The organism is Rhizobium sp. RHZ01, from assembly GCF_014851595.1.
GTDB lineage: Bacteria > Pseudomonadota > Alphaproteobacteria > Rhizobiales > Rhizobiaceae > Rhizobium > Rhizobium altiplani.
Map to the genome: position 1 here is coordinate 41,042 of NZ_JACUZZ010000023.1, position 26,181 is coordinate 67,222.

Here is a 26,181-nt window from a genome sequence, read left to right on the forward strand (position 1 = left end):
GGAGTAAGCGATCATGATCCCTGACGTCAAACCAAACAGCGTTCTCTATCTCAACAACGTCTCGGTTTCCTTCGACGGCTTCAAGGCACTGAACTCGCTCTCGATCGTCATCGAGCCCGGCGAACTTCGGGCCATCATCGGCCCGAATGGTGCCGGCAAGACAACGATGATGGACATCATCACCGGCAAGACGCGACCGGATGAAGGCGAGGTGTTCTTCAACGGGCAGACCGATCTCACCAAACTCGACGAGGCAGACATCGCGCAGCTCGGGATTGGTCGCAAGTTCCAGAAACCGACGGTCTTCGAAAGTCACACGGTGTGGGACAACCTCGAACTCGCCTTGAACCGCAAGCGCGATGTCTTCTCGACGCTGTTCTACCGGCTCTCCGCGGAAGACAGGGCGCGCATCGAGGAGATCCTTGAGACCGTGCGGCTGACGCATCGGCGCGACGAACTCGCCGCCAACCTCTCGCACGGCCAGAAGCAGTGGCTGGAGATCGGCATGCTTCTGGCGCAGGAACCGAAGCTTTTGTTGATCGATGAGCCGGTCGCCGGCATGACGGACGCCGAAACCGCGGAAACGGCGATCCTCCTCAAGGAGATCGCCAAGACCCGCTCGGTCGTCGTCGTGGAGCATGACATGGGCTTCATCCGCGATCTCGGCGTCAAGGTGACCTGCCTTGCCGAAGGTTCGGTGCTGGCCGAAGGATCGATCGATTTTGTGAGCTCCGATCCGAAGGTGATCGAGAATTATCTGGGGCGCTGAGATGCTGACAGTCGAAAATGCAAACCTTCACTATGGCGCCGCTCAGGCGCTGCGCGGCATTTCCATCAAGGCGGAAATGGGCAAGATCACTTGCGTGCTGGGGCGTAACGGCGTGGGCAAGAGTTCTCTTCTCCGCGCCGTTACCGGCCAGCATCCGCTGTCGGCGGGAACGGTGACGTTCAACGACACCAGGCTCAACGGCCTGCCGCCCTATGCGCGCGCCAAGCAGGGCATCGGCTATGTGCCGCAGGGGCGTGAGATCTTTCCGTTGCTGACGGTAAAAGAAAATCTCGAGACCGGCTTTGCGCCGCTTTCACGGGGCAGCAAGAATATTCCCGACGATATCTTCAGCCTGTTTCCTGTGCTGCAGACCATGCTTGGACGTCGCGGCGGCGACCTTTCCGGCGGACAGCAGCAGCAGCTGGCGATCGGCCGGGCGATGGTAACGCGGCCGAAGATCCTCGTGCTCGACGAGCCGACCGAGGGCATCCAGCCGTCGATCATCAAGGATATCGGCCGGGCAATCCGGTATCTGCGCGACAGTGCCGGGATGGCGATCCTGCTGGTGGAACAGTATCTCGATTTCTGCCGCGAACTTGCCGACTACGTCTACATCATGGATCGCGGCGAGATCGTTCACGAGGGGCTTGCGGAAACGCTCGATACGCCGGAAGCGCGTCGTCATTTGACTGTATGATCCAGTGGTAATCTGTTGGGCAGATGCTGTTTTCCTCGGCAGTTTCTGAGGGATCTCGTTGCCGCCGGTCCGATCGTGGTGAGTGTGTCGGAGCGGCACGGGAATTGCTTGCTTTCTGCAAGTTAGTGACTTCAATGAAAACGGCCGGGGTCAACCGGCGGTCCATTGGGAAGGGACGGAATGACGAACGCGGGGGCAGCTACGAGACCGCAGAGAGCCGAGGGGCGCGGGCATCTGGCTGCGAGGATGCTCGACGGGCGTACGCGCCTGCAGGAACTCTACCAGGAAGGAGCGGGCAAGATCCGGCTTCCGGATACGTTCGATTCCTCCATGGAAGCCGTCATCATCAATACCGCGGGCGGCCTCACCGGCGGCGACCGAATGAACTGGAGCGTTGCGGCTGGTCCCGGCGCCCGCATCGACGTCACCACGCAGGCCTGCGAGAAGATCTACAAGGCATCGGCAGGAACGGCTGAGGTCAACACCAGCATTACCGTGGGCGCAAACGCCCGGGTGGACTGGTTGCCGCAGGAAACCATCCTGTTCGATCGTTCATCGCTGTTTCGAAAGCTCGACGTTGATCTCGATGATGATGCCGAATTCCTGGCCGTCGAGGCCATCCTGCTTGGCCGGAAGGCGATGGGGGAGGCGGTGGAGAGCGGCCTCTTTCGCGACCGCTGGCGTATTCGCAAGGCAGGCCGGCTCTGCCACGCCGAGGACCTGGCGCTGCAGGGAAATGTTGCAATGTTCGCCGGTGCCGATGCCGTGCTGTCAGGCAAGGTCGCGTTTGCAACGCTGCTGTATGTCGGGCCGCGCGCCGAAGCCTACCTCGGTGCAGTGCGCCCGCTGCTTGAGGGCCATATGGGCGGCGCCAGCAGCTGGGCCGGCAAGCTTGTCGTGCGCCTTTCAGCGCCCGATGGTTTTGCCTTGAGAAAAATTCTCATCCCGATCATTTCGGCCTTGCGCGATGGAGCGCCGGTGCCGAAAGTCTGGAATCTCTAGTTGAAGCAGATGGATGCATGATGAACCTCACACCGAGAGAAAAAGACAAGCTGTTGATTTCGATGGCGGCGATGGTCGCGCGGCGGCGGCTGGAACGGGGCGTCAAGCTCAACCATCCCGAAGCGATCGCGTTGATCACCGATTTCGTCGTCGAAGGCGCGCGTGACGGGCGTCCGGTCGCCGAACTGATGGAGGCGGGGGCTCATGTCGTCGGCCGTGACCAAGTGATGGAAGGCATCGCGGAGATGATCCATGACGTCCAGGTCGAGGCAACCTTTCCTGATGGCACCAAGCTCGTCACCGTCCACGAACCGATCCGCTGAGGTTCCCATGCTGGAGCTGCGCCCCAATTGCGAATGCTGCGACAAGGATCTTCCGCCCGACAGTTCTGAGGCAATGATCTGCACATTCGAATGCACGTTCTGCGCCGATTGCGTTGCCGATGTTCTCGGCGGCATCTGCCCGAATTGCGGCGGCGAACTTGTGCGCCGCCCGGCGCGCCCCGCTGCCAAGCTTGCCAAGTACCCGGCGTCGACAAAGCGCGTTCTGAAAGCCGAGGGCTGCGGGCCCATCAAGGCTGCGTGAGGAGAAGATCATGATCCCAGGAGAAATCATTGCCGCAAGCGGCGACATCGAGCTGAACGTCGGCGCGCCGACAGTGACGCTTGAGGTCTCGAACACCGGCGATCGCCCCGTGCAGGTCGGCAGCCACTATCATTTCGCGGAAACGAATGCCGGTCTCTCTTTCGATCGGGAGAAGGCACACGGCATGCGGCTCGATATCCCGGCCGGCACGGCCGTACGTTTCGAGCCCGGTCAGACGCGCTCGGTGACGCTCATCCCTCTCTCCGGCAAGCGCGAAGTCTACGGTTTCCGCCAGCTGGTCATGGGCAAGCTCTAGAGTGGGCCGGGAGCAGATGATGCGTGCGAGCCTGCACCTTCTGGCCGCCGGTGCTGCGACGGTCTTTGCCTTCGGCGCCAACGCCGAGGATCTTGATTGCAAAAATCCGGTCACGCAAGCTGACATGACGGCTTGTGAACAGGCGCGCCAGCAGACCGCCGACAAGGCACTGAACGCACAATACAAGATCACGCGCGCGGCTCTCGCAGCACTCGACAAGGATCTCGATGCGGATATGCGGGGTGCCGAAGAGGCACTGGTGAAGGCGCAGCGCGCATGGGTGAATTTCCGTGATGCGGAGTGTGAGGCGGCAGGCTTTCAGGCGCGTGGCGGCACGATGGAGCCGATGCTCGTAGCAGGCTGCATTGCAGAGTTGACGGACGCGCGCACCAAGCAGCTCAAGGAATTCGCCGAGACGATGGGCAACTGACATGGTTGGCAGGATCATGGTCGTCGGCAACGGAGAGATCGGCGCACAGGCGGCGGCCGCAGTGGCGGATGCTGCGTTCGTTATCCGCTTTAACGAATGCCGCTCCTACGAAGCGAGCCCGGGGCGCACCGACGTCGTCGCCGTCTGCAATACCGGGCGGCCGGGCAAGGCAATGCTTGCTTCCGAGGCGTGGCGGGAGCATCCAGCCGTGCGTGAGGCGGCGGCGATCTGGAGCGTGCGCGATCCGCAAAAGTTCGCGGAACTGCGAGCGCCGCTGGCCGTATCGCATCCCGAGCTCGACGATTTCTGCGACGACTACACGAGTCAATTCAATGCGTTCTGTGCTGATGTTGGCAAGATGCATGTGGTCGTTGACAAAGTGATTCATGAAGCGGTGGACGAGGCGCTGGCTGCCTACCACCCGGCGCCCTACGTCGTGCCGAGCAGCGGCATGATCGTGATATCAGAAGTGATGAACAGATTTCCCGAGGCGACCATCGATCTCGCAGGCTTCGGCCACGCGGGATGGGAATGGCATCCTTTTGCTGCCGAGCGGCAGCTTGTCGATAGTTATGTCGCCGCTGGCCGCGTCACGCGGCTGCCGGCAAGCGCATCCCTTTCTTCCTCCCAAGGAGCCTGACATATGCCCTACAAGATTTCCCGCGCCGCCTATGCCGGCATGTTCGGCCCGACCACCGGCGACAAGGTGCGCCTTGCCGATACCGAGCTCTTCATCGAGATCGAGAAGGATTTCACCACATATGGCGAAGAGGTGAAATTTGGCGGCGGCAAGGTCATTCGCGACGGCATGGGCCAGAGCCAGGCGACGCGGGCGCAGGGTGCTGTCGATACCGTCATCACCAATGTCGTCATCATCGACCATACGGGCGTCGTCAAGGCCGATATAGGCCTAAAGAACGGCCGCATCGCGGCGATCGGCAAAGCCGGCAATCCGGACACGCAACCCGGCGTCAACATCATCGTCGGCCCCTCGACCGAGGCGATCGCTGGCGAAGGCAAGATCATCACTGCCGGCGGTATGGATGCGCATATTCACTACATCTGCCCGCAGCAGATCGAGGAAGCGCTGATGTCGGGCGTAACCTGCATGCTGGGCGGCGGCACCGGCCCGGCGCATGGCACGCTCGCCACGACCTGCACCGGTGCCTGGCACATCGAGCGGATGATCGAGAGCTTCGACGGCTTCCCGATGAACCTTGCGCTTGCCGGCAAGGGAAACGCCTCGCTGCCCGCCGCACTCGAAGAGATGGTGCTTGCGGGCGCATCGTCGCTGAAGCTCCACGAGGACTGGGGCACGACGCCGGCTGCGGTCGACTGCTGCCTTTCGGTCGCCGACGACTATGACATCCAGGTGATGATCCACACCGACACGCTGAATGAAAGCGGCTTTGTCGAGGATACGATCGGCGCCATTAAGGGCCGCACCATCCACGCCTTCCACACGGAAGGAGCGGGCGGTGGCCACGCTCCTGACATTATCAAGATCTGCGGTCAGTCGAACGTCATCCCGTCGTCGACCAACCCGACGCGGCCCTACACGGTCAATACCGTCGCCGAGCATCTCGACATGCTGATGGTCTGCCACCATCTGTCACCGTCTATCCCCGAGGACATCGCATTTGCCGAAAGCCGCATCCGCAAGGAGACGATCGCGGCGGAAGACATCCTGCATGACATCGGCGCCTTCTCGATCATTTCGTCCGACAGCCAGGCCATGGGTCGTGTCGGGGAGGTAGCAATCCGTACTTGGCAGACTGCCGACAAGATGAAGCGTCAGCGCGGCCGCCTGAAGGAAGAGAAGGGCGAGAACGACAACTTCCGCGTCCGCCGCTATATTGCGAAATACACGATCAACCCGGCGATCGCGCAAGGTCTTTCACACGAAATCGGCTCGATCGAAGTCGGCAAGCGCGCCGATCTGGTTCTGTGGAACCCTGCCTTCTTCGGCGTCAAGCCTGAGATGGTATTGCTCGGCGGTTCGATTGCTGCGGCTCCCATGGGAGATCCGAATGCTTCGATCCCGACGCCGCAGCCGATGCATTACCGGCCGATGTTTGCCGCCCACGGCAAGCTGCGAACCAGTTCGTCTGTCACCTTCGTCTCGCAAGCGTCGCTCGATGCGGGTCTGAAGAGCCGTCTCGGCGTCGCTAAAAATCTTGTCGCTGTGAAGAACACCCGCGGCGGCCTTTCCAAGGCGTCGATGATTCACAACAGCCTGACGCCGCACATCGAGGTCGATCCGGAGACCTATGAGGTGCGGGCTGATGGCGAGTTGCTGACCTGCGAGCCGGCCACCGTCCTGCCGATGGCGCAACGCTATTTCTTGTTTTGAGTGTTTGGGGCGGCCGCATGCGAGGTGGCGGCTCCTAAAGCCGCGCGTTAAGACTGAGTCTCCTGTGGGTTGTTTTTTATTTTTGTATGTTCCACCTTGAGGCGTTCCTTCCGTAATAGGACATTCTCCTTGTTGGTGGTTATAAAACACAAGTAAAAACAAATTGTTACGCTTCAAACCTCGCTGGATGATTGATCGCGGAAAGCGTCACGTTTTTGGGCAGCTTTCAACCGCCGCTCAATTCACCAAACTCGTTCGAACTTTAACAGTTCACTTAAGAACTCAGCAGGAGGTGACCTCTAAGCAATGTGCCTAGCGGCGGGCAAGAAGGTCGATTCGCATGAGAATTTCACTCCAGGCGGAGCTTGGCGATTTTCGTGATCGCCGCGCAATTTATGTGTTTGCTCTCAAGATGAGCTTCCTTGCGGTGACGCTCTCGTCGATCGTCATTGTCCTGCTATTGCCGCCGCTCGACTGGGCGGGACTGATGCCTGTTCCGCTCGCTCATGGTGTTGTCTACGGCGTGTTACTGTCGTGGCTTATTGGCGGGGCGGTCTCAAGCGTGCTGTCGCTGATAGCCGGTCACGCGATGCACCAGCTCAGCGTCTCGCGCGCGGAGTTCGAGCAGTTGAGCCGCACCGATGTGCTTTCAGGTCTTCTCAACCGACGTGCCTTTACAGAGGCATTGGAGCAGGTCGATGGAAATGCCTGTCTCGCGATCTTCGACGTCGACCGGTTCAAGGCCATAAACGATCGCTTCGGCCATGCCTGCGGCGATTCCGTCATCGTGGCGGTCTCCGCCATCCTCGCGGCTGCCTTCGGCGGGCACTCCGTCGCGGCGAGGCTGGGCGGTGAAGAGTTCGGCGCGATCGTTGTCGGTGGCTCACAAGAGCAGCGGATCGAGAGAGTGCAGTCGGTCTGCGCCCGCCTGGCCGGGCATCCGGTCGTTGCCGACGATTGCGTGGTCGCACTGACTGTGTCGGCCGGTATTGCGGAGTTCGAGCCCGCACGGAGCAACGAGGCTGTTTATTCGGCGGCCGACAAGGCGCTCTACCTGGCAAAGGCGCTCGGTCGAAATCGCGTGGTGCATGAGAATGACGGGCTGCATCCTGGTTGGCGCAGACGTTTGCCGGAGGAGGCCGTGGCCGCGCACGCAATGAACATGGATTGCGATGAGGCGCGGCTGGCCTGACGAATTCGCGGAATTACACAGCGAATGCCTGCAACGACAAGTTGGAGCCGGCGGATAAGCGCCACGCGGCCTCGTTGATCCCACGCGACGGCGGAAATCATGCTTCGCCGCGTAGTTCTGTGTTACGCTTGTCATTGTCACTCATGCGATCGCTGGTTACTTGGAGAGCTTATGGCAAGGACGCCCCTCAAGCGACGGCTGGCAGCAATCATGGCCACCGACGTAGTCGGCTATTCTCGTCTCATGGAGGCTGACGAGGAGGCGACGCTAGCTTCAGTCAAAGCGATGCAGGAAGAGCTGATAAGGCCGAATGTCGAGCGCGAAGGCGGCAGGGTTTTCAAACTCATGGGCGACGGCACCTTGGCCGTATTTGATTCCGTGAACGGTGCAGTGGAGTGCGCGATTGCAATCCAGGGCGAACTTATGCGCCAGCCGGAAGGGTCGCGCCTAATTCTTCGCATTGGAATCAATCTGGCCGATGTTTTGGTCGATGGTACCGACTTATTCGGCGACGGAGTGAACGTTGCCTCTCGCATTGAAGCAAGCGCATTCCCCGGCGGCATAAGCATCACCGATGGCGTCTATCACCAGATCGCCAAGAGGACTGGGACGGATTTTGTGGATGGCGGCGAAAGGGTTCTAAAGAATATCGATCGACCCGTGCGCGTTTGGCACTGGCAGCCACGTTACAACGGTTTCGTGGAAGAGGAGCGACCGCGCCCTGCTGACGGAGCAATCGCAAAGACCGCAGTTAGAATCACCGCCGCGCCGTCAACGGCCCCGCAGCAGCTGGACTTGGCGGAACTGGTTGTATCCTCCCTTGAAGACCTTCTTACCGAGCAGCGTTGGCTCGATGTCTCGCGTGTTGGATCCGCTTCCGCCGCACTGGATGGACATGCCACTCGCCCGTATGACTACACGGTCAAGATTGGTATTCATGGCGCAGGCCCGTTCCGGGTAAACGCCAAATTCCTGCATACGAACGTCACGCCTGTGATGTGGTCGCGAGCTTTCGATCTTCCGGAAAGTTACCATTTCGATGTCGTTGAACTGGTGGCGGCGGAGATAGGCTCGCTGGTTCAGGACAAGGTGCTGCTTGCAGCATCCGAGATGATCGCCAAGAAACCACAGTCGTCCTGGTCGGCCGACGAAAACTTCCTCTATGGCAGGATGCTTGATAGCAAGCATATGCTTCCCGAGGCAGAGGTTTTCTTCTTGAGGGCAACGGAACTGGATCCGGGGATGATTTATGCCCAGGCCAGCTATGCCATTGCCCGACTTACAGTTTTGCCCAAACAGGCGACTTCGAGCACCTGCGCCGCGCCGACGAGATCGTACGGATCGCCTTGCGTATCGACAACAATGACGCCCTTTCCCACTATGCGGCAGCGCTGGTCCATCTGCTTTCACGCGACTACGACGGGGCCAGATCGCATTATGGCAAGGCGCGCGACCTTGCGCCCAGCGATCTGCAGATTCGCGCCGATCACGCGGAAATGCTCCACTACCTCGGCGACCTGGAACAAGCGGACGCCGAAATCGGTGAATGCTTCAGGTTGGCAAAATATCCCCCGGTGTGGTTCTGGGTGATCAGGGGAATTATCCGACTCCACCAGGGCCGCTTTGGTTCTGCAATTGAGGATTTTGAGAACATTCCATGGAGGTCGTGGCGAACGCTTATCTTGCTTGCTGCGGCCTATGCCCTGCACGGTGACGAAGTTCGACGTCGGCAGTACCAGACTGAGGCCTTGAGCCTTCAGCCCGCACTCGGACCTGAGCTTGTGCGAAACACTTTTCCCTATCGCGACCAGGACGCGCTTTCAAAACTTCTCTGTGCCTTTGTAGGAACTGCATAGGAATTCCGGGCGCAAACATCTGCTGCATATGCCTTTCCGGCAGGTTCCTTCTTGCATCGCATCAGGCTATTTTGCATGGTCGCAGTCTCAAGCGAATTGGACACGTCATGCAACGCGTTACTTCCTACCTGCCTGCGGGCACGCCTTCCTCGAACCCCATCGGAAAAGTGGTTTTGCCGCACGACCTGAGGCATTTGCGGCGAAAGCTGCTTCACCTCGACAACGGCGAGATGGTCATGCTCGACCTCAAGGAGCCGGTGCTTTTTGCCAGTGGTGATATGTTGGTTCTCGAGGATGGCGAGCTCATCGAAATTGTAGCCGCAGACGAGAAGCTCTTCGAGGTGAGGGGCAGGGATCGCGTGCACCTGATCGAGCTCGCGTGGCATCTCGGCAATCGGCATCTCGGCGCCCAGATCGAGGAAGACCGCATCCTTATCCTTCGTGATCATGTGATCCGCTCCATGCTCGAAGGGCTCGGTGCGACGATCCGCGAAGTTGCAGAGCCGTTCCAGCCGGCACGCGGTGCGTATCATTCACATGGCCATGCGCACGGTCATGACCAAGCGCATCATCATCACTCGCACGACTGATCCGATATGACTGATGATGCCGACCTGCAGGCGTTGTTGAGGATGATGACCTGGCTGTCGCCAGCTTTCCCCGTCGGGTCCTTCGCCTATTCAGGCGGTCTGGAGCGCGCCGTTCATGATCGGCTGGTCCCCGATGCTCATTCGCTTACTGCGTGGGCGTCGAACCTGATGGAGCGTGGGCCTGTATGGAACGACGTGGTTCTCCTTGCCGAGAGCCACCGCTGTCACCGACAGTCGGAGCGGCTCGGCGAACTGGCGGAGCTCGCCGAAGCGCTTGCCGGCTCGCGCGAGCGTCATCAGGAGACGATGCTGCTCGGCGATGCGTTCCTGTCCGCCGCCGGTGCGTGGCCAGACGAGGTTTTCGATCGATTGCCGCGACATGTGGCCTACCCGGTGGCGATCGGTGCCGTGGCGGGTGCCCATGGGGTGGCGTTGGAGAAGGCGATTGCGGCATTCCTGCATGCCTATCTCTCGCAGGCAGTTTCCGCAGGTATCCGTCTCGGCGTGGCCGGGCAGAAGGATGGCGTTGCCATTCTGTCGCGGCTTGAAGGCGACATAACCTCGGTTGTGAAACGGGCGGCAGCTTCAACACTCGACGATCTCGGATCGGCGACCATCCAGGCCGACATCATGTCGCTGCGCCATGAAACGCAGTCGACCAGGCTCTTTCGATCGTGACTTGTCCGCAGACGCGCGGCCAGCCGTCGCGACCTGCGTCATTTGCCGGTGGTCGCCCTTCAGGCGGCACGCTATCATCGGCCGTTATTGGAGTTCAGAATATGAAATCAGGAAACGGACCCTTGCGCGTGGGCATCGGTGGGCCGGTCGGCTCCGGCAAGACGGCGCTGACCGAGAAGCTCTGCAAGGCCATGCGCGACGACTATTCGGTGGCTGTCGTCACGAACGACATCTACACGACCGAGGATGCCGAGGCGCTCATGCGCATGCAAGCTTTGCCATCGGATCGGATCGTTGGCGTGGAGACCGGCGGTTGCCCGCACACGGCGATCCGTGAGGACGCGACGATCAATCTGCAGGCCATCGCGGGCCTGAATGAGCGGATTCCCGATCTCGATGTAGTTTTCATCGAGTCGGGCGGTGACAATCTGGCCGCCACCTTCTCCCCTGATCTGGCTGATATCACGATCTACGTCATCTCGGTTTGCCAGGGCGAAGAAATCCCGCGCAAGGGGGGCCCAGGCATTACCAAATCGGACCTTCTCGTCATCAACAAGAAGGATCTGGCTCCCTATGTCGGCGCGGACCTCGAGGTCATGGACCGCGACGCGACGCGGATGCGCCAGGCACGCCCCTTCGTATTCTCCGACATGAAGCGTGGCGACGGCGTTAGCTCCATCGTCAGCTTCCTGAAGGAACATGGCGGCCTGTAGTCAAACCTGCCTCAGCGCGTTGACATCCTCGATCGCGATGGCGCGGCCGCTGACGCGTACGCCTGATGTGCGCAAGGCGGAGAAGGCACGTGACAGCGCTTCCGGCGCAAGGCCGAGCTTTCGTGCCAGCAGGCGCTTTTGGAACGGCAGGCGCAGGGAAGCCCGCGCACCCTCACTCGTACAATGCGTCAGCAGATAGTGGGCGACGCGCTGCTGGCTGGTCTGCATGCGATCGCGCGCCAGACACTCCATGGTCGACAGCAAATGCCGCGAGAGGCTGCGCGCGATCGCGCTGCCAATCCGCGGGTGTTGAGCGAGCAACGCCTTGACCTCAGCGAGATCAAAGCGGGCGAGGATGACGTGCTCCATCGCCTGTGCGCTATAATTGTATGCGTCGCCGGCAAGCACCAGGCATTCACCGAAGCTGTCGCCCGGCTCGCAGATGCTGACATCCGCTTCGCGTTCCTCAGAGCCGCGATAGAGCCTGACGTAGCCACTTAGCACGCAATAGAAGTAGTGCGCCTTCTCGTGTTCACGGAAGAGAACATCCTGTGGACCGTAGCGCACCGCCACCGCGCAGGACAGCAGAGCGTCTCGCTCGTGTCGGTCAAGATTGGAGGTGATCAACGCACCGCCAAGCATCGCCTGCTGCGCGCTGCTCAGTTTAAAAGCTCCGGACATCTGTTTCTCCCTGTGGCGCGGCGGGTGCCGTTCCCTACCTGATATTTGGAAGGATAACCGGGAGATGCGGTTCAGAACTTGAGCTTGATCAAATGTCAGCTAATAAAAAAGCCGGGGTGTTGCCCCGGCTCTTGGCTCGAGCGGCTACTCTGCCGCGAACGGCGGCAGGCGTACGACATTGCCAGATTTGCCGCGCTTGCTTTCCGGGGTCTCGATTGCCGTTACCCGGCCCTCGAGCGCACCCAGCGCTTGTGTGAGTTCTTCGCGGGACATGGCCAGATCTTCCTTGTCCTTCTTGCCCACGAGACGACCGAACATCCAGGCAAGCAAGCGGGACAGATCGTCCATGATCAGGAAGAACGAAGGCACGACGACCAGCGAAAGCACGGTCGACACGATAATGCCGCCGATCACCGCAATCGCCATCGGCGCACGGAACGAACCGCCTTCGCCGACGCCGAGCGCTGATGGCAGCATACCTGCTGACATGGCGATAGACGTCATGATGATCGGCCGGGCGCGCTTGCGACCTGCTTCGACCATGGCTTCGACACGCTCCATGCCGCGATGACGCATCTCGATGGCGAAGTCGACGAGCAGGATCGCGTTCTTCGTCACGATGCCCATCAGCATCAGGATGCCGATCATCACGGGCATCGAGAGCGGATTCTGGGTGACCAGCAGCCCGACTGCCACGCCGCCGATCGCAAGCGGCAGCGAGAACAGGATGGTGAAGGGCTGGATCACGTCCTTGAAGAGGAGGATCAGCACCGTCAGCACCAGCATCAGGCCCATCAACATGGCGTTGACGAAGCTCTGCTGCATTTCGGTCTGCACCTTCGTGTCGCCACTTTCGGCAAGCTGTACCGTCGGCGGAATGTTGGCTTCCTTGACGATCTGGCGGAACCGTGCCGAGGCAGTGTCGAGTGCCACGCCCTGCGGCAGGTCCGAGCCGATCGATACGACGCGGTAGCGGTTGTTGCGCTTGATCGAGCTGACGCCTTCCGAATAGTCGATATCGGCGACAGTGGAGAGCGGTACGGTGCTGCCGCTTGCCGTCTGGATCTTCATTGCCCGCAAGGCGGCAAGATCGCGACGCATGTCGAGCGAGGCCTGCACGCGGATCGGGATCTGGCGATCGTCCAGGTTGATCTTGGCGAGCGCCGCATCAATATCGCCGATGGTGGCAACGCGGATGGTTTCGGAGATCTGCTGCGGCGTGATGCCGAGGCGAGCCGCCTGATCCTTGCGCGGACGGATCTGGAGTTCCGGACGGGGCAGGGCGCCTTCGGCGCTGACGTTCGCCAGCAGCGGATCGGCTCGCAGTTTGGCTTCCAGGATACCGACAGCATCGTTCAGATCCTTCTCGTTCTTGGAGAGGAAGTTGAACGACAGGTCACGTTCGCCGCGATCGTTGAGCTTCAGGATGCGAACGTCTGGGATATCATGGAGTTTGGCAAAGACCTCCTTTTCTATATCCCACTGCGGACGAACGCGTCCCTTTGGTTCCACCTTGGGCAGATAGGATCCAATGACCGGGACCTTAACGAGCATGTCGTCCAGCTTCTTTAAAAGCCTCTGGTCAAGCTTGTGGAGCGTGAGCGTTACCGTCGCACGGCGCAGTTCGAGGTCGCCCTTCGGAGACGCGCCACCAAGCACGAAGACGCTTTCGACGCCGTCGATATCCTTCACGTCCTTGTAGATCGCGTTCGTGGTCGCTTCCGTGTCGTCGAGCGTCGCATTCGGCGGTAGCTCGACGGACAGGACGATGCGCGATGCGTCCTCCGGCGGCAGGAAGCTGCCGGGCACCTGCGCAAGCAACATCACGGAGCCGACAAGGAAGGCGATCGCCGCAATCAGTGTCGCATAGCGGGTCCACCACCGGCGGGTCGTAGCGCGCACGAGGCGCGTATATCCGCGGAAGAAGAGGCCGTCGTTGTCGTGATGGTCTTCGATGCCGTCTTCCGCGCGCATCAGATATGCGGCCATCATCGGCGTGATGAGGCGCGCCACCATGAGCGAGAAGAAGACCGAGAAGGCAACTGTCAGGCCGAACTGAATGAAGTACTGACCGGGGATGCCAGGCATGAACGACACCGGCACGAACACAGCGATGATCGTGAAGGTCGTCGCGATAACCGCGAGGCCGATTTCGTCTGCCGCCTCGATCGCCGCGCGGTAGGGCGTCTTGCCCATCTTGATATGTCGGGCGATGTTCTCGATCTCGACGATCGCGTCATCGACGAGAATACCGGTCGCGAGCGTCAGGGCGAGGAAGCTGACAAGGTTCAGCGAGAAACCCATCAGGTCCATGATCCAGAAAGTCGGGATCGCCGACAACGGCAGCGCGATGGCCGAGATAAGCGTTGCACGCCAGTTCCGGAGGAAGAGGAAGACAACGATGATCGCAAGCAGCGCGCCCTCGATCAGCGTATCGATGGCCGCTTCATAGTTGCCATAGGTGAAATAAACGGAGTCGCTGATCAGCTCGATGCCGACGTTCGGGTTTTCCGCACGCACCTTGTCGAGGCTCTTTGCCACGGTTTCGGCGACGCTGACCTCACTGGCGCCCTTCGAGCGGAAGACGCCGAAGGTCACGACAGGGGTATCATCGAAGCGCGAGAAGGATTTCGGCTCCTGATAGGTGTCCTTGATGACGCCGAGATCGGAAACCTTGACGAAGCGGCCGTTCGGCAATGCGATCGTGGTGTTGGCAAGTTCGGCGACGTTGCGGGCGTCGCCGAGCACACGGATCGCCTGTTCGCTGCCTGCCACCTGGCCACGGCCGGAGCCGAGGTCGACGTTGGTGCCGCGCAGTTGTTGGTTCACGCTTGCCGCGGTAATGCCGTGGGCGTTCAGCTTGTCGGGATTGAGCTCGATACGCACTTCGCGGTCTGCACCGCCGTAACGGTCGACACGGCCGATGCCGGCCTGCCCCTGCAAGGCGCGCTTGACCGTATCATCGACGAACCAGGAGAGCTCTTCGAGCGTCATGTCGGGGGAGGAGACGGCAAAGGTCTGGATCGCCTGACCCTCGACGTCGATCTTCGAGACGATCGGTTCTTCGACGTTGGCAGGCAGGTCGCTGCGGATGCGGTCGATCGCGTCCTTGGTGTCCTGAACGGCCTGCTCGGTCGGCACTTCCATGCGGAACATGACGACCGTCTGCGACTGGCCGTCCGTCACCGTCGATTGGATTTCATCGATGCCGTTGATACTGGCGACGGCATCCTCGATCTCCTTCGTCACCTGCATCTCGAGCTCGGCCGGCGAAGCGCCGCTCTGCGTTACGACGATGGAGACGAGCGGAACGTCAATGTTCGGAAACCGCGTGATCGGCAGCCTATTGAAGGACTGGATGCCGACGAAAAGCAGAAGTGCGAACGCCAGAAGCGAGGCGACGGGATTTCGGATAGACCAGGCTGAAAAGTTCATCGGCCGTCTCTCAGTTGGAAACCGGTGGCTGTTCACGAACCGGCGTGATGCGGTCGCCGTCACGGACATAGGCGCCCGCTTTGGCTACGACCTCATCGCCAGCTTTCAATCCATTGACGATCTCGACATAGGCTCCGTCCTGAATGCCGGTTTCGACCTTGGCAAACTTGACGACGTTATTCTCGACCTTACGGGCCGAGGATCCTTCATTGCCCGACAGCACGGCCGAGACGGGGAGCGCTACGTTTTCCGTTGTGCGCACGACGATGTCGGCGCTGCCGTACATGCCCGAACGCGCCTTGCTGGAATCGTCGATCAAAATGTGGACCAAACCGAGGCGCGTGAGCGGATCGACTGTCGGCGAGACCAGACGCACGGAGCCGCTAATCTTTTCGCGACTACCAGAGAGCAAGATGGTGGCCTTCTGGCCGGGTTGAACCTTCACAATCTCGCTCTCACCCACTTCCGCCACAAGCTCGATCTCGTCATCGCGAATGACCGTGAAAAGCGGATCGCCGGTGGCGAGCGCAATTGCTCCGATCCTGGCGTTCTTGGCTGCGACAGTACCGGCGACCGGCGTCTTGACGTCGGTGCGTGCGAGCTTCAGATCAGCGTCCGCGATCTGGCTCTCCGTGACCTTGATCTCCGCGACGGCTACCTGGATTGCCTGCTTTGCCGAGTCGACACGGGCGTTGGCGGAAGCTGCAGCAGCATCCGCCTGTTCGACCGTTGCTGTCGAGACAGTGCCCTTCTTGCCCATTTCCTGGGCGCGGACCTGCTGCTGTCGTGCCTGCTCCGCATTTGCCTCTGCTTCAATCAGTTGTGCGCGAAGCTGGGCAAGGCTCGCCTCGTTCTTGGCCTTCGTGGCCTGCATCTGGCTCTTCTGCAGGATGATTGCGTCGTCGTTCAGGGTCGCCAGCGTGCTATCGGCCTGGACCCTGTCGCCGATATCCGCGTTGAGCGCACGGATCGACAAGCCTTCGACCTGCGGCTGGATATAGACTTCCTCGACTGGCTTAACCGTACCGGTCGCAACAACACGATCGACGAGCGTGCGGGTGGAGGCTTTCGTCACGACGATGGCCGGCAGGTTTTGTTGCGGCTTTGCGACCGGCTGTTCCTGCGCAAATGTCGTTGAAGCTACAACCGCCGCGATCAGCAGAGTTGAGGCGCGAAGTATCTTAACAGGCGTACGTGCCATGCGTCGTCATCCAGTTTTTGCTCGGCCTAGCTTGCGCGTTGTCATCAGCGCGCCCATGACCGGTTCCCGTATTGGTATTCTCAGAAGTATTTTCGTTCATTTGCCGACTCTTACTTAAGAAGTCCCTCATCCGGCAAACTCGGCTTGTACGTGGTAGCTATTTGCCCATCGCGCAAGTCCGGCAGAAAATAATTCCTCGTTCGAACACAATAATTACCAATGTGATGCAGATCAATCACTGTGCGGTTATGCAAGCATTCCGTTAGTTGATTCTGCGTCGTTGTTATGACGTGCGAGCACCGCTCGATGCGACATCGATCGCGAAATTTCTTCGATAAAAACAGCAAAAAAATGAAAAAACGCGCGGAGGGTCCGCGCGTTTCGTGTCTTGTCGTTACCGAATTACTTGGAAGCAGCGTCCGTTACGTCGTGCGTCCACGCTCCGGTCGGTTCCTTGTTGATGATCTTTTGGTCAAGGAGTGCCTTGGCCGTGCGATCATAGAGGGTCGTGTCGAGCTTGCCGGTGCCATCGCCGATCAACTTGGCAACTTCGCCCATCATACGCTTCTGGTGGTTTTCGTCCTGGCCGCCGGCGTCAACGACGATTCCGGCAGCTTCATCCGGGTTCTCGGTTGCGTACTTCCAGCCCTTCATCGAAGCCTTGACGAACTTGACCATCTTTTCCTTGAAGGCCGGGTCCTTGAGCTTGTCTTCCATGGCATAGAGGCCGTCTTCGAGAAGGTCGTTGCCCATGGCGGTATAGTTGAAGACGATCAGGTCTTCGGGCTTGAAGCCGGCATCGATCGCCTGCCAGTATTCGTTATAGGTCATGACGGAGATGCAGTCGGCCTGCTTCTGCAGCAGCGGCTGCACGTCGAAGCTCTGCTTCAACACGGTCACGCCATCGGCACCGCCTTCGGTCTTCAGGCCAAGCTTGTTCATCCAGGCGAAGAACGGATATTCGTTGCCGAAGAACCAGACGCCGAGCGTATGGCCCTTGAAATCGGCTTCGGTCTTGATCGGGCCGTCCTTGCGGCAGACCATTTCCATGCCTGATTTCTGGTAGGGCTGGGCGATGTTGACGAGCGGAACGCCCTTCTCACGAGCAACAAGCGCGCCGCCCATCCAGTCGACGATGACGTCAGCGCCGCCGCCGGCGATCACCTGTTCCGGCGCAATGTCAGGGCCGCCCGGCTTGATGGTGACGTCGAGGCCTTCTTCCTCGTAGTAGCCCTTATCCTTGGCGACGTAATAACCGGCGAACTGCGACTGCGTCACCCACTTGAGCTGCAGCGTCACCTTGTCGGCAGCCATCGCTTGGGTTGCCGCGAGCGACATCGCGCTCGCCATCATCGCAATAATCAGTTTTTTCATTTTCTTTTTTCCCTCTGAAGTTATGCCCTAATCCCATTCGCGGGAATAAAGCGACGCCTAGCCACCACGGATAGACGGATGCCAGAAAGTCACCGCCCTTTCGGCGAGGGCGACGACGCCATAGAAGACCGAGCCTACCAGCGCCGCAATGGCGATTTCGGCCCAGACCATGTCGACATTCATGCGCCCGATCTCGGTGGAGATACGGAAGCCCATGCCGACGATCGGCGTACCAAAGAACTCCGCAACGATGGCACCGATCAGCGCCAGCGTCGAGTTGATCTTCAATGCATTGAAAATGAAGGGCATCGCCGCCGGAAGCCGGAGCTTCAGCAGCGTCTGCCAATAGTTGGAGGCATACGTCTGCATCAGGTCGCGCTCCATCGCGCCGGATGCGGTGAGGCCGGCGACGGTGTTCACCAACATCGGGAAGAACGTCATGATGATGACGACGGCTGCCTTCGACTGCCAGTCGAAGCCGAACCACATCACCATGATCGGCGCGACGCCGATAATCGGGAGCGCCGACACCATATTGCCGATCGGCAGAAGGCCCCGGCGCAGGAAACCGACGCGATCGGCGAGGATCGCGACGGCAAAGCCTGCGCTACAGCCGATGATGTAACCGGCGAATACTGCCTTGAAGATCGTCTGACGTACGTCGTCGGCCAGGATCGGCAGCGAGCCGGCGATCCTGGCTCCAATGGCGCTAGGTGGCGGCAGCAGGACGAAGGGAATGCCGGCGCCGCGCGTCAGCGCCTCCCAGAGTATCAGGATCCAGGCACCGAAGATTGCCGGGATCAGCAGCCGCAGGCACGAGCGGCCCACATTCGAGGCCGGCGTCATGGCCGAAAGCTCGGTGACGCATCGCCAGGCAAGCAGCCAGCAGGCGGCCATCAGTAGGAAGAAGGATTTCGTCGCCAGGCCTTCGTTGCCGGTCACACCAGCGAGCAGGACCCATGCCGCCCAGTGCGCGCCGATCAGCAGAACGGCGGCGACATACAGCTTCGGCAATGGCGAGAAGGAAACGAGGGCGACCGCGACGATCAACGCGATCGTAAGGCCCGCGGTTATCGACGACACCGGGTCCGGTGCGCCCTCGGCCATGATCGGCAAGGTGATCATCGCAATCGCGGTCAGCACCAGGGCAAGAATACCCTGCCAGGAAAAGGCCATCTGCTTCATGCCGACCTCCCGCCCATCGAACGGTCGACGAACTTTGCGACAAGGCCGACGATGGCGACCAAGCTTGCGGCCAACACCGAGCCCGCGACAAGCGCTGCCCAGATGTCGATCGTCTGGCTGTAATAGGAGCCGGCGAGCAGTTTCGAGCCGATGCCGGCGACGGCGCCGGTCGGAAGCTCGCCGACAATGGCGCCGACAAGGCTTGCGGCGATCGCGACCTTCATCGAGGTGAAGAGGAACGGCACGGATGCCGGAACACGCAGCTTCCAGAATGTCTGGGCGGGTGTCGCGTTATAGGTTCGCATCAGGTCGAGGAACATGACCTCGGGCGACCGCAGGCCCTTCACCATGCCAACAGTGACCGGGAAGAAGGAGAGGTAGGTCGAGATCAGCGCCTTCGGGATCAGCCCGGTGATGTTGATGGCGCCGAGGACGACGATCACCATCGGTGCGATTGCCAGGATCGGTACGGTCTGCGAAGCAATGACCCACGGCATGAGGCTGCGGTCGAGCGCCTTGATATGAACGATCCCGACAGCGATCAGGATCCCGAGCAGCGTGCCGAAGCCGAAGCCAAGCAGCGTCGAGGAAAGCGTAACCCAGCTGTGGTAGACGAGGCTGCGGTTGCTCGAGAGCTTCCGCAGAAACGTGTTTTCGAAGACGTTTTGCACTACCTGATGGGGAGCGGGCAGCAACGGCTTCGGTTGCGAGAGCGTTTTCTCGATGAATTCGATGGTGTCAGGCGTCTGGTTGGCGCGCTGATCCATGTCCCGCTGGAAGGAGGCGTTCATCAGGACCGCCGCAACGTACCAGATCGCGATCAGGACCACGAGGATCGTGACGACGGGGACGATCCTGTCTTCGAGAGTGTCGGGCTTCATGAGCGCCCCCGCGCAACGGTTCCAACGCTAAGTGCCTTAGTGCTCATAGCTGTGCCCCGCTCTCAGGCCCTCGCGCACGCGGTGGGCGATTTCGAGGAACTCGGGCGCCTCGCGGATGTCCAGCGGTCGCTCCCTGGGAAGCGGCGAGTCGATGACATCAGTCACGCGGCCGGGGCGAGGCGACATCACGACAATCTTGGTGGAGAGGTAGACCGCCTCGGGGATCGAGTGGGTGACGAAGCAGATCGTCTTGTTGGTGCGCGCCCAGAGCTTCAGAAGCTCCTCGTTCAGGTGGTCGCGGACGATTTCGTCAAGCGCGCCGAAGGGTTCGTCCATCAGGAGCAAGTCGGCATCGAAGGCGAGCGCGCGGGCGATGGAGGCACGCTGCTGCATGCCGCCGGAAAGCTGCCAGGGGAACTTCTTCTCGAAGCCGGTAAGATTGACGAGATCGAGCGCATCGGCGATGCGCTTCTTCTGATCGGCCGACGCATAGCCCATGATCTCGAGCGGCAGGGCGATATTCTTCTCGATGGTCCGCCAGGGATAGAGCGCCGGCGCCTGGAAGACATAGCCGTAGGCGCGGGCCTTGCGGGCCTCCTCAGGCGTCATGCCGTTGACGGTGATTTCGCCCGATGTTTTCTTTTCCAGATCGGCAATAACGCGCAGAAATGTCGTCTTTCCGCAGCCGGAAGGGCCAATGAACGAGACGAAGTCGCCCTTGCGCACGTCGAGATTGACGTTGGTCAGCGCATGCACAGGAGCGTCGCTGGCATCGTAGGTCAGACAGAGGTCCTTGGCGGATACGACTGAGGTAGCTTGCGTCAACGCTTGTGTATCCTGTTTTCCCCGCGCTTCCGCGGTTTGCGTGATAGTATGAGTAGCTGTTTTCATTGTTCCGGCAAGGTCCATGGAGGATGACGATGGACGCGACATCAAAGCCCACCTGTCACATTGTGCACCCCAGTCATGCCTATGATGGCAAGCAGGGGCTCAGTTACTTCGAAGGCATCGCGGCCGAGACGGTCGGCGCCAAGGGTATCTGCATGCATTTGCTGACGATTCCGCCCGGCGTTCGCGCCAAGGCGCATCTGCACGAGTCGCATGAAACGGCGATCTACATGCTCTCCGGCGAGGCTCACACCTGGTACGGCGACGAGCTGGAGCATCATGTCGTCGTCCACGCCGGCGAGTTGTTCTACATCCCCGCCGGAGTGCCGCATCTGCCTGCCAACCTCAGCAGCACCCCTTGCACCGCGATCATCGCCCGCACGGACCCGAACGAGCAGGAAAGCGTCGTTTTGCTTCCGGAGCTTGATCGGCTGGTGAAGGAGTGATGCCAAGGATCAGACCCCCGTCGCCGGGATGCCTGACCGTTCGACCTTGCGCGGCGCCACGAGCTCCTTCCATGTCGACAGCGCCTTGTTAACCGCCTGGAACGGCTCGCGCTTCACGAACTGGCCGTGTCCTTCCTTCGTCTTGACGGTGCTTTCCTCGATCGCGACTTCGCCGCGCGTCAGCGTGTAGCGCGGCAGGCCGGTGACCTGCTTGCCCTCGAAGACGTTGTAGTCGATCGATGATTGCTGGGTCTTGGCCGAGATCGTCTTCGAGCGCTTGGGATCCCAGACGACGATATCGGCATCGGCGCCGACGAGGATCGCGCCCTTCTTCGGATAGACGTTGAGGATCTTGGCAATGTTGGTCGAGGTGACCGCAACGAACTCGTTCATCGTCAGGCGGCCGGTGTTGACGCCGTGGGTCCACAACATCGGCAGTCGGTCTTCGAGGCCGCCAGTGCCATTCGGGATCTTGGAGAAATCACCAACGCCGAAGCGCTTCTGATCGGTGGTGAAGGCGCAATGGTCCGTCGCCACGACCGAGAGCGATCCGGATTGCAGGCCGGCCCAGAGGCTGTCCTGATGCTGTTTGTTGCGGAAGGGCGGGGACATGACACGTCGGGCAGCATGGTCCCAGTCCTTGTTGAAATATTCGCTTTCATCGAGCGTCAGATGCTGGATCAGTGGTTCACCGTAGACGCGCATGCCCTTCTGGCGGGCGCGACGGATCGCTTCATGCGCCTGTTCGCAGGAGGTATGCACGACGTAGAGCGGCACACCCGCCATGTCGGCCAGCATGATGGCGCGATTGGTTGCCTCGCCTTCGACCTCGGGCGGACGGGAGTAGGCGTGCGCCTCCGGACCGTTGTTGCCTTCGGCAAGAAGCTTTGCGGTCATCGAGGCAACGACGTCGCCGTTTTCGGCATGCACCAGCGGCAGCGCGCCGAGTTCGGCACAGCGCTGGAAGGAGGCGAACATTTCGTCGTCGTTCACCATCAGCGCGCCCTTGTAGGCCATGAAGTGCTTAAAGGTGTTGATGCCCTTTTCCTTGACCACTATCTCCATCTCGTTGAAGACGCGCTCGTTCCAGCCGGTGATCGCCATGTGGAACGAGTAGTCGGCGTTGGCGCGGCTCGTCTTGTTGTCCCACATCTGCAGCGCTTCGAGCAGCGATTGCTCCGGCCCCGGCAGGCAGAAATCGACGACCATGGTCGTGCCGCCGGCGAGACCGGCGCGCGTGCCGCTTTCGAAGTCGTCGGAGGAATAGGTGCCCATGAACGGCATTTCGAGGTGAACGTGCGGGTCGATGCCACCCGGCATCACGTAGCAGCCCGTCGCATCGAGCGTTTCGGTGCCGGAGAGGTTCGGGCCGATCTCGACGATCTTGCTGCCCTCGATCTTCACGTCCGCCTTGTAGGTCAGGTCGGCGGTGACGATGGTTCCGCCCTTGATGACTTTGCTCATGATCAGTTCCCTTGCATTGATTGCTCGCGGCTCTTCGTCCGCTGGTAAAAGAAAAGGCGGGAATGACCCCGCCCTTGATTATGCAACGATTTCAGCGGTCTCGACGACGGCGTGGAAGAGGACGTCAGCGCCGGCCGTCGCCCATTCCTTGGAGATGTCCTCCGCCTCGTTGTGCGAGAGGCCCCCGACGCAGGGGCACATGACCATCGTTGTAGGGGCCACCTTCGCGGCCCAGCAGGCGTCGTGGCCCGCACCCGAGATGAGGTTCATGTGGCTATAGCCGAGCCGTTCGGCAGCACCGCGCACGCGGGAAACAAGCGTGGGATCGAAGGTGACGGGCGCGAAGTGGCCGATCGCCTCGATCGCGCAGCCGACGCCCAGCGCCTCGCAAATCTTGGGTGCTTCCGCCTCGATCCTGGTACGCATGCCGTCGAGTTTCGCCTGATCCGGCGAGCGGATGTCGACGGTGAAGACGACCTTGCCCGGCAGGACGTTGCGGGAGTTCGGCGTGAAAAACACCTGGCCGACGCCGCCGACGGCGCCCGGCTGGTTTTCCATCGCCACGGTCTGCACCATTTCCATGATGCGCGACATCGCAAGGCCGGCGTTGACGCGCATGTTCATCGGGGTCGAACCGGTATGGGCCTCCCTGCCGGTCAGCGTGAACTCCAGCCACCACAGGCCCTGACAGTGCGTGACCACGCCGATCTGCTTGTTCTCGACCTCAAGGATCGGACCCTGCTCGATGTGATACTCGAAATAGGCGTGCATCTTGCGCGCGCCGACCTCTTCGTCGCCAACCCAGCCGATGCGCTTCAGTTCCTCGCCGAACGTCTTGCCTTCGGGATCCTTGCGGTCATAGGCATATTCCAGCGTATGGGCGCCGGCGAAAACGCCGGAGGCGAGCATGGCGGGCGCAAAGCGGGCGCCTTCCTCGTTGGTCCAGTTGGTGACGACAACAGGGTGCTTGGTCTTGATGCCGAGGTCGTTCATGGTGCGGACGGCCTCGAGTGCGCCAAGCACGCCGAGTACGCCGTCATACTTACCGCCGGTCGGCTGCGTGTCGAGGTGCGAGCCGACATAAACAGGCAGCGCGTCCGGATCGGTGCCCGGCCGGGTCGCGAACATCGTGCCCATCTTGTCGACGCCCAGCGTCATGCCTGCGTCTTCGCACCATGTCCGGAAGAGGCTGCGCCCTTCGGCATCGGAATCCGTTAAGGTCTGGCGATTGTTACCGCCAGCAATTCCCGGGCCGATCTTTGCCATCTCCATGAGGCTGTCCCAAAGACGGTCCCCGTTGACGCGCATGTTCTCGCCTGGTGCTGCCACCATGTCTAAAGTCCTCACCTGTTTTCTGCGGTCATGCAATGCACATGGCCGCCTGTTCCCGTGGTCAGTATCCGAGCGCCCTTGTTTGTTTTGTTAGCGCCGGAAAATCGCCAGTTGCCTTTGTTTAGCATCTGATCGATAATTTGACCGATTGGTAAACATTACAACTTCCGGCGCTGGGCTCAAGACGAAAATCAGGAAAAATACAGACAAAATTACCGGCATCTGCTCATTTTTGTAGCACGGTGCCGCGCCGGTTCAATCTTGAGTGAAACGGTTGAATTTGAAGGGAAAACAAGATCGACATGGCAATCCCGAGAGCAGCCAAGACCCAGCGCCGCACGCGCATTCAAGAAGAGAAGGAAGAGCAAATTCTTGAAGCCGCGCTCGATGTGTTTTCGGTCAACGGCTTTCGTGGCTCCACTATTGATCAGATTGCCGAAGTTGCCGGCATGTCGAAGCCGAACTTGCTTTATTACTTTCGCACCAAGGAAGCGATCCACCGGGCGCTGATCGACCGCGTGCTCTTTACCTGGCTGGAGCCGTTGAGAGCCTTTGACGCCGATGGCAATCCGGAAAGCGAGATCCGCAGCTACATCAGACGCAAACTCGAAATGGCCCGCGATTTCCCGCGCGAGAGCCGGCTTTTCGCCAACGAGATGCTGCAGGGTGCACCCCATGTCGAAGACGAACTGAAGGGTCCGCTGAAGGAACTCGTCGACGAGAAGGCCGAGGTCATCCGAGCCTGGGCGAAAGCCGGGAAGATCGCCAGGTGTGATCCATACCACCTGATCTTCTCGATCTGGTCGACAACGCAGCACTATGCCGACTTCGATGTTCAGGTGCGGGCGGTGCTCGGGCAGGAGCATGCAGGTGCCGGCCGCTTCGAGGATGCCGCGCGCTTTCTCGAACAGCTGTTCATCGACGGACTGAAGGTTAAGCCGGTGCCAGGCGCCTCCTGACGTCGCGCCATCATTCGTCGAAATCCAAGAGCGTGCCGATAGCGGCGCGTGCCTTGGCATGGCGGGTTCTATAGGCTTGCCGGATCGCCTTCCGTCTTGCTTCCAGGGCGGGCTCTGGCGACATCGCCGCCAACCACGCCAATGCGGTCGGTACAAACTCGCCGCCCGAGTGGATCAGCAGATCGTTTTCGTCGAGCTGTTTCCTGATGCAGCCGCGGTCGCTGGAGATGACCGCGTTTCCGGCGGCCTTTGCTTCGAAGATCACCAGCGGCTGGGCCTCGTTGTCATAGGCTGTGGGAAAAACGAAGACGTCAAGTTCGCTATAGAAGGCAGCCTTCGCGTCGTCATAGAGGGCGCCCCGATAATCCAGGGTATCGCCAAGTTCCGCGACGGCGGCATCGATGGCCACGCGCTCGCTAGCGCCAGCCGGCCCCGCAAGGATCGCCCTAATCGGCACGTTCTCGCTTCGCGCTTGCCTTGCGAGATGAAGAAACGTTTCGAGACCTTTCTCGGTGGTGAGATTGCTAAGCATGCCGATCACGAGATGCGCGCGGTCCTTCGGCTCGTCCCCTTCGTCTTGCGGGGTCACGTAGGCCGCATTGGAGATCAGGCTGCTACGGACGCGTCGGCCGTAAGTCTCGGTGAATCGCTCGAGCATGATGTCGCATAGGAAGATGTGTTGCAGTTGTCGGCCGCCGAGCGTCAGGATGGCCTGCATTAGTAAACTTGGCCTGTCGATGTAGCTGAAACTGTGATGGTGCAGGTAGATGGAGTAGGCGACCAGTCTCGCGACTAGAACAAGCAGCAAGGTGTAGACTAAACCCAGCCCTCCTTCGCAGGCGAGATAGCAGATCCTGTCGTGATGTTTGCGGCCGCGAAACAGCGGGAGGCAGGCACGGAGGACACGGCTGAATTTGATCGGATGCCTCAGCAGCGAGGGACTGCCTGCCGCTGGAGCGATGTTGCACACGGTGACGCTCATTGCTTCCGAAAGAAGCGCGATCATGCTCTTGGTCGCGAACGAGAAGCCGTTGAGCGGCGGAGGCAACTGACCGATCGCAACGATATGACGTGTCATGCGGGAGGCTACCTCTTTGCGCCTCCCGACTATCGCACCGGCGTTAGAAAATTCAATCTCCCGTGCAGGCCATGCA

Annotated in this window: 26 protein-coding genes; 16 read left to right on the forward strand and 10 right to left on the reverse strand. The window is 60.4% G+C overall.

Translation table 11 applies throughout. The annotated features are described in order from the left end of the window. Positions 1 to 13 precede the first annotated feature (13 nt). The 14 genes from urtD to ureG all read left to right on the forward strand — a co-directional run bounded on the left by urtD (position 14) and on the right by ureG (position 11,181). On the forward strand, positions 14 to 769 hold the full coding sequence (gene urtD / locus IB248_RS21880; protein WP_169683562.1) for an urea ABC transporter ATP-binding protein UrtD: 756 nt from the start codon (positions 14 to 16) through the stop codon (positions 767 to 769). 1 nt (position 770) lies between these two features. Further along, positions 771 to 1,466, forward strand: a complete 696-nt coding sequence (urtE, locus tag IB248_RS21885) for an urea ABC transporter ATP-binding subunit UrtE (protein WP_018858229.1) — start codon at positions 771 to 773, stop codon at positions 1,464 to 1,466. Between the two features lie 180 nt (positions 1,467 to 1,646). After that, positions 1,647 to 2,468 (forward strand): urease accessory protein UreD, encoded by an 822-nt coding sequence (locus IB248_RS21890; protein WP_169683560.1) that lies wholly within the window; start codon positions 1,647 to 1,649, stop codon positions 2,466 to 2,468. A 20-nt stretch (positions 2,469 to 2,488) separates the two neighbouring features. Next, the gene (locus IB248_RS21895; RefSeq protein WP_018858231.1) at positions 2,489 to 2,791 is read left to right on the forward strand and encodes an urease subunit gamma; all 303 of its coding nucleotides are present in this window, start codon (positions 2,489 to 2,491) and stop codon (positions 2,789 to 2,791) included. Positions 2,792 to 2,798: 7 nt separating this feature from the next. Further along, positions 2,799 to 3,053 carry a DUF1272 domain-containing protein gene (locus tag IB248_RS21900; protein ID WP_018858232.1) on the forward strand — a complete coding sequence of 85 codons (255 nt, stop codon included), beginning with the start codon at positions 2,799 to 2,801 and terminating at the stop codon, positions 3,051 to 3,053. Between the two features lie 10 nt (positions 3,054 to 3,063). After that, positions 3,064 to 3,369, forward strand: coding sequence for an urease subunit beta (locus IB248_RS21905; RefSeq protein ID WP_018858233.1), 306 nt, complete (start codon positions 3,064 to 3,066; stop codon positions 3,367 to 3,369). Positions 3,370 to 3,388: 19 nt separating this feature from the next. Next, the gene (locus IB248_RS21910; protein ID WP_169683558.1) at positions 3,389 to 3,799 is read left to right on the forward strand and encodes a lysozyme inhibitor LprI family protein; all 411 of its coding nucleotides are present in this window, start codon (positions 3,389 to 3,391) and stop codon (positions 3,797 to 3,799) included. 16 nt (positions 3,800 to 3,815) lie between these two features. Further along, positions 3,816 to 4,439, forward strand: coding sequence for a hypothetical protein (locus tag IB248_RS21915; RefSeq protein WP_026371926.1), 624 nt, complete (start codon positions 3,816 to 3,818; stop codon positions 4,437 to 4,439). Between the two features lie 3 nt (positions 4,440 to 4,442). Beyond that, complete coding sequence (gene ureC / locus IB248_RS21920; RefSeq protein ID WP_169683556.1) at positions 4,443 to 6,152, forward strand: urease subunit alpha; 1,710 nt, start codon at positions 4,443 to 4,445, stop codon at positions 6,150 to 6,152. A gap of 340 nt (positions 6,153 to 6,492) precedes the next feature. Then, the gene (locus IB248_RS21925) at positions 6,493 to 7,344 is read left to right on the forward strand and encodes a GGDEF domain-containing protein (RefSeq protein ID WP_037216195.1); all 852 of its coding nucleotides are present in this window, start codon (positions 6,493 to 6,495) and stop codon (positions 7,342 to 7,344) included. A gap of 210 nt (positions 7,345 to 7,554) precedes the next feature. Next, a complete protein-coding gene (locus IB248_RS21930) occupies positions 7,555 to 8,934 on the forward strand; it encodes an adenylate/guanylate cyclase domain-containing protein (RefSeq protein WP_246733788.1) in 1,380 nt (459 codons plus the stop codon). A gap of 373 nt (positions 8,935 to 9,307) precedes the next feature. Beyond that, entirely contained in the window at positions 9,308 to 9,790 is a 483-nt protein-coding gene (ureE, locus tag IB248_RS21935) for an urease accessory protein UreE (protein WP_018858239.1), read from the forward strand. Between the two features lie 6 nt (positions 9,791 to 9,796). Further along, on the forward strand, positions 9,797 to 10,468 hold the full coding sequence (locus IB248_RS21940; protein ID WP_018858240.1) for an urease accessory protein UreF: 672 nt from the start codon (positions 9,797 to 9,799) through the stop codon (positions 10,466 to 10,468). Positions 10,469 to 10,569: 101 nt separating this feature from the next. Continuing rightward, positions 10,570 to 11,181 carry an urease accessory protein UreG gene (gene ureG, locus IB248_RS21945; protein ID WP_025660122.1) on the forward strand — a complete coding sequence of 204 codons (612 nt, stop codon included), beginning with the start codon at positions 10,570 to 10,572 and terminating at the stop codon, positions 11,179 to 11,181. Here ureG and IB248_RS21950 read toward each other — a convergent pair whose 3' ends face one another. The 7 genes from IB248_RS21950 to IB248_RS21980 form a co-directional block, all read right to left on the reverse strand. Continuing rightward, positions 11,182 to 11,862, reverse strand: coding sequence for a Crp/Fnr family transcriptional regulator (locus IB248_RS21950; RefSeq protein WP_018116916.1), 681 nt, complete (start codon positions 11,860 to 11,862; stop codon positions 11,182 to 11,184). A 144-nt stretch (positions 11,863 to 12,006) separates the two neighbouring features. After that, positions 12,007 to 15,297, reverse strand: coding sequence for an efflux RND transporter permease subunit (locus tag IB248_RS21955; protein WP_018116917.1), 3,291 nt, complete (start codon positions 15,295 to 15,297; stop codon positions 12,007 to 12,009). A 10-nt stretch (positions 15,298 to 15,307) separates the two neighbouring features. Continuing rightward, positions 15,308 to 16,498: an efflux RND transporter periplasmic adaptor subunit gene (locus IB248_RS21960; RefSeq protein ID WP_018116918.1), complete on the reverse strand. Its 1,191-nt coding sequence runs from the start codon at positions 16,496 to 16,498 to the stop codon at positions 15,308 to 15,310. A 402-nt stretch (positions 16,499 to 16,900) separates the two neighbouring features. Then, positions 16,901 to 17,872 (reverse strand): ABC transporter substrate-binding protein, encoded by a 972-nt coding sequence (locus tag IB248_RS21965; protein WP_169683554.1) that lies wholly within the window; start codon positions 17,870 to 17,872, stop codon positions 16,901 to 16,903. A 57-nt stretch (positions 17,873 to 17,929) separates the two neighbouring features. Further along, positions 17,930 to 19,057: an ABC transporter permease gene (locus tag IB248_RS21970; RefSeq protein WP_169683552.1), complete on the reverse strand. Its 1,128-nt coding sequence runs from the start codon at positions 19,055 to 19,057 to the stop codon at positions 17,930 to 17,932. Beyond that, complete coding sequence (locus tag IB248_RS21975; RefSeq protein WP_169683550.1) at positions 19,054 to 19,938, reverse strand: ABC transporter permease; 885 nt, start codon at positions 19,936 to 19,938, stop codon at positions 19,054 to 19,056. Before IB248_RS21975 ends, IB248_RS21970 begins: the two co-directional genes overlap by 4 nt. A gap of 36 nt (positions 19,939 to 19,974) precedes the next feature. Then, complete coding sequence (locus IB248_RS21980) at positions 19,975 to 20,763, reverse strand: ABC transporter ATP-binding protein (RefSeq protein WP_018116922.1); 789 nt, start codon at positions 20,761 to 20,763, stop codon at positions 19,975 to 19,977. A gap of 95 nt (positions 20,764 to 20,858) precedes the next feature. On the opposite strand from IB248_RS21980, the gene IB248_RS21985 reads away from it, so the two are divergent. Beyond that, positions 20,859 to 21,272 carry a cupin domain-containing protein gene (locus IB248_RS21985; protein ID WP_018858244.1) on the forward strand — a complete coding sequence of 138 codons (414 nt, stop codon included), beginning with the start codon at positions 20,859 to 20,861 and terminating at the stop codon, positions 21,270 to 21,272. Between the two features lie 9 nt (positions 21,273 to 21,281). Here IB248_RS21985 and hydA read toward each other — a convergent pair whose 3' ends face one another. After that, positions 21,282 to 22,736, reverse strand: a complete 1,455-nt coding sequence (hydA, locus tag IB248_RS21990) for a dihydropyrimidinase (RefSeq protein WP_169683549.1) — start codon at positions 22,734 to 22,736, stop codon at positions 21,282 to 21,284. A gap of 78 nt (positions 22,737 to 22,814) precedes the next feature. After that, positions 22,815 to 24,068: a Zn-dependent hydrolase gene (locus IB248_RS21995; RefSeq protein ID WP_169683547.1), complete on the reverse strand. Its 1,254-nt coding sequence runs from the start codon at positions 24,066 to 24,068 to the stop codon at positions 22,815 to 22,817. 302 nt (positions 24,069 to 24,370) lie between these two features. Between IB248_RS21995 and IB248_RS22000 the strand changes: the two genes are divergently transcribed. Beyond that, on the forward strand, positions 24,371 to 25,027 hold the full coding sequence (locus tag IB248_RS22000; protein WP_018116926.1) for a TetR family transcriptional regulator C-terminal domain-containing protein: 657 nt from the start codon (positions 24,371 to 24,373) through the stop codon (positions 25,025 to 25,027). A gap of 10 nt (positions 25,028 to 25,037) precedes the next feature. Here the strand turns inward: IB248_RS22000 and IB248_RS22005 are convergent, their stop codons facing one another. Then, positions 25,038 to 26,105 carry a glycosyltransferase family 4 protein gene (locus IB248_RS22005; RefSeq protein ID WP_169683545.1) on the reverse strand — a complete coding sequence of 356 codons (1,068 nt, stop codon included), beginning with the start codon at positions 26,103 to 26,105 and terminating at the stop codon, positions 25,038 to 25,040. Positions 26,106 to 26,181 lie beyond the last annotated feature (76 nt).

Excerpts from the sequence above, each read along its gene's own strand:
- urtD (WP_169683562.1), top strand. The coding sequence starts at position 14 with ATGATCCCTGACGTCAAACCAAACAGCGTTCTCTATCTCAACAACGTC.
- urtE (WP_018858229.1), top strand. The coding sequence starts at position 771 with ATGCTGACAGTCGAAAATGCAAACCTTCACTATGGCGCCGCTCAGGCG.
- IB248_RS21890 (WP_169683560.1), top strand. The coding sequence starts at position 1,647 with ATGACGAACGCGGGGGCAGCTACGAGACCGCAGAGAGCCGAGGGGCGC.
- IB248_RS21895 (WP_018858231.1), top strand. The coding sequence starts at position 2,489 with ATGAACCTCACACCGAGAGAAAAAGACAAGCTGTTGATTTCGATGGCG.
- IB248_RS21900 (WP_018858232.1), top strand. The coding sequence starts at position 2,799 with ATGCTGGAGCTGCGCCCCAATTGCGAATGCTGCGACAAGGATCTTCCG.
- IB248_RS21905 (WP_018858233.1), top strand. The coding sequence starts at position 3,064 with ATGATCCCAGGAGAAATCATTGCCGCAAGCGGCGACATCGAGCTGAAC.
- IB248_RS21910 (WP_169683558.1), top strand. The coding sequence starts at position 3,389 with ATGCGTGCGAGCCTGCACCTTCTGGCCGCCGGTGCTGCGACGGTCTTT.
- IB248_RS21915 (WP_026371926.1), top strand. The coding sequence starts at position 3,816 with ATGGTCGTCGGCAACGGAGAGATCGGCGCACAGGCGGCGGCCGCAGTG.
- ureC (WP_169683556.1), top strand. The coding sequence starts at position 4,443 with ATGCCCTACAAGATTTCCCGCGCCGCCTATGCCGGCATGTTCGGCCCG.
- IB248_RS21925 (WP_037216195.1), top strand. The coding sequence starts at position 6,493 with ATGAGAATTTCACTCCAGGCGGAGCTTGGCGATTTTCGTGATCGCCGC.
- IB248_RS21930 (WP_246733788.1), top strand. The coding sequence starts at position 7,555 with ATGGCCACCGACGTAGTCGGCTATTCTCGTCTCATGGAGGCTGACGAG.
- ureE (WP_018858239.1), top strand. The coding sequence starts at position 9,308 with ATGCAACGCGTTACTTCCTACCTGCCTGCGGGCACGCCTTCCTCGAAC.
- IB248_RS21940 (WP_018858240.1), top strand. The coding sequence starts at position 9,797 with ATGACTGATGATGCCGACCTGCAGGCGTTGTTGAGGATGATGACCTGG.
- ureG (WP_025660122.1), top strand. The coding sequence starts at position 10,570 with ATGAAATCAGGAAACGGACCCTTGCGCGTGGGCATCGGTGGGCCGGTC.
- IB248_RS21950 (WP_018116916.1), bottom strand. The coding sequence starts at position 11,862 with ATGTCCGGAGCTTTTAAACTGAGCAGCGCGCAGCAGGCGATGCTTGGC.
- IB248_RS21955 (WP_018116917.1), bottom strand. The coding sequence starts at position 15,297 with ATGAACTTTTCAGCCTGGTCTATCCGAAATCCCGTCGCCTCGCTTCTG.
- IB248_RS21960 (WP_018116918.1), bottom strand. The coding sequence starts at position 16,498 with ATGGCACGTACGCCTGTTAAGATACTTCGCGCCTCAACTCTGCTGATC.
- IB248_RS21965 (WP_169683554.1), bottom strand. The coding sequence starts at position 17,872 with ATGAAAAAACTGATTATTGCGATGATGGCGAGCGCGATGTCGCTCGCG.
- IB248_RS21970 (WP_169683552.1), bottom strand. The coding sequence starts at position 19,057 with ATGAAGCAGATGGCCTTTTCCTGGCAGGGTATTCTTGCCCTGGTGCTG.
- IB248_RS21975 (WP_169683550.1), bottom strand. The coding sequence starts at position 19,938 with ATGAAGCCCGACACTCTCGAAGACAGGATCGTCCCCGTCGTCACGATC.
- IB248_RS21985 (WP_018858244.1), top strand. The coding sequence starts at position 20,859 with ATGGACGCGACATCAAAGCCCACCTGTCACATTGTGCACCCCAGTCAT.
- hydA (WP_169683549.1), bottom strand. The coding sequence starts at position 22,736 with ATGAGCAAAGTCATCAAGGGCGGAACCATCGTCACCGCCGACCTGACC.
- IB248_RS21995 (WP_169683547.1), bottom strand. The coding sequence starts at position 24,068 with ATGGTGGCAGCACCAGGCGAGAACATGCGCGTCAACGGGGACCGTCTT.
- IB248_RS22000 (WP_018116926.1), top strand. The coding sequence starts at position 24,371 with ATGGCAATCCCGAGAGCAGCCAAGACCCAGCGCCGCACGCGCATTCAA.
- IB248_RS22005 (WP_169683545.1), bottom strand. The coding sequence starts at position 26,105 with ATGACACGTCATATCGTTGCGATCGGTCAGTTGCCTCCGCCGCTCAAC.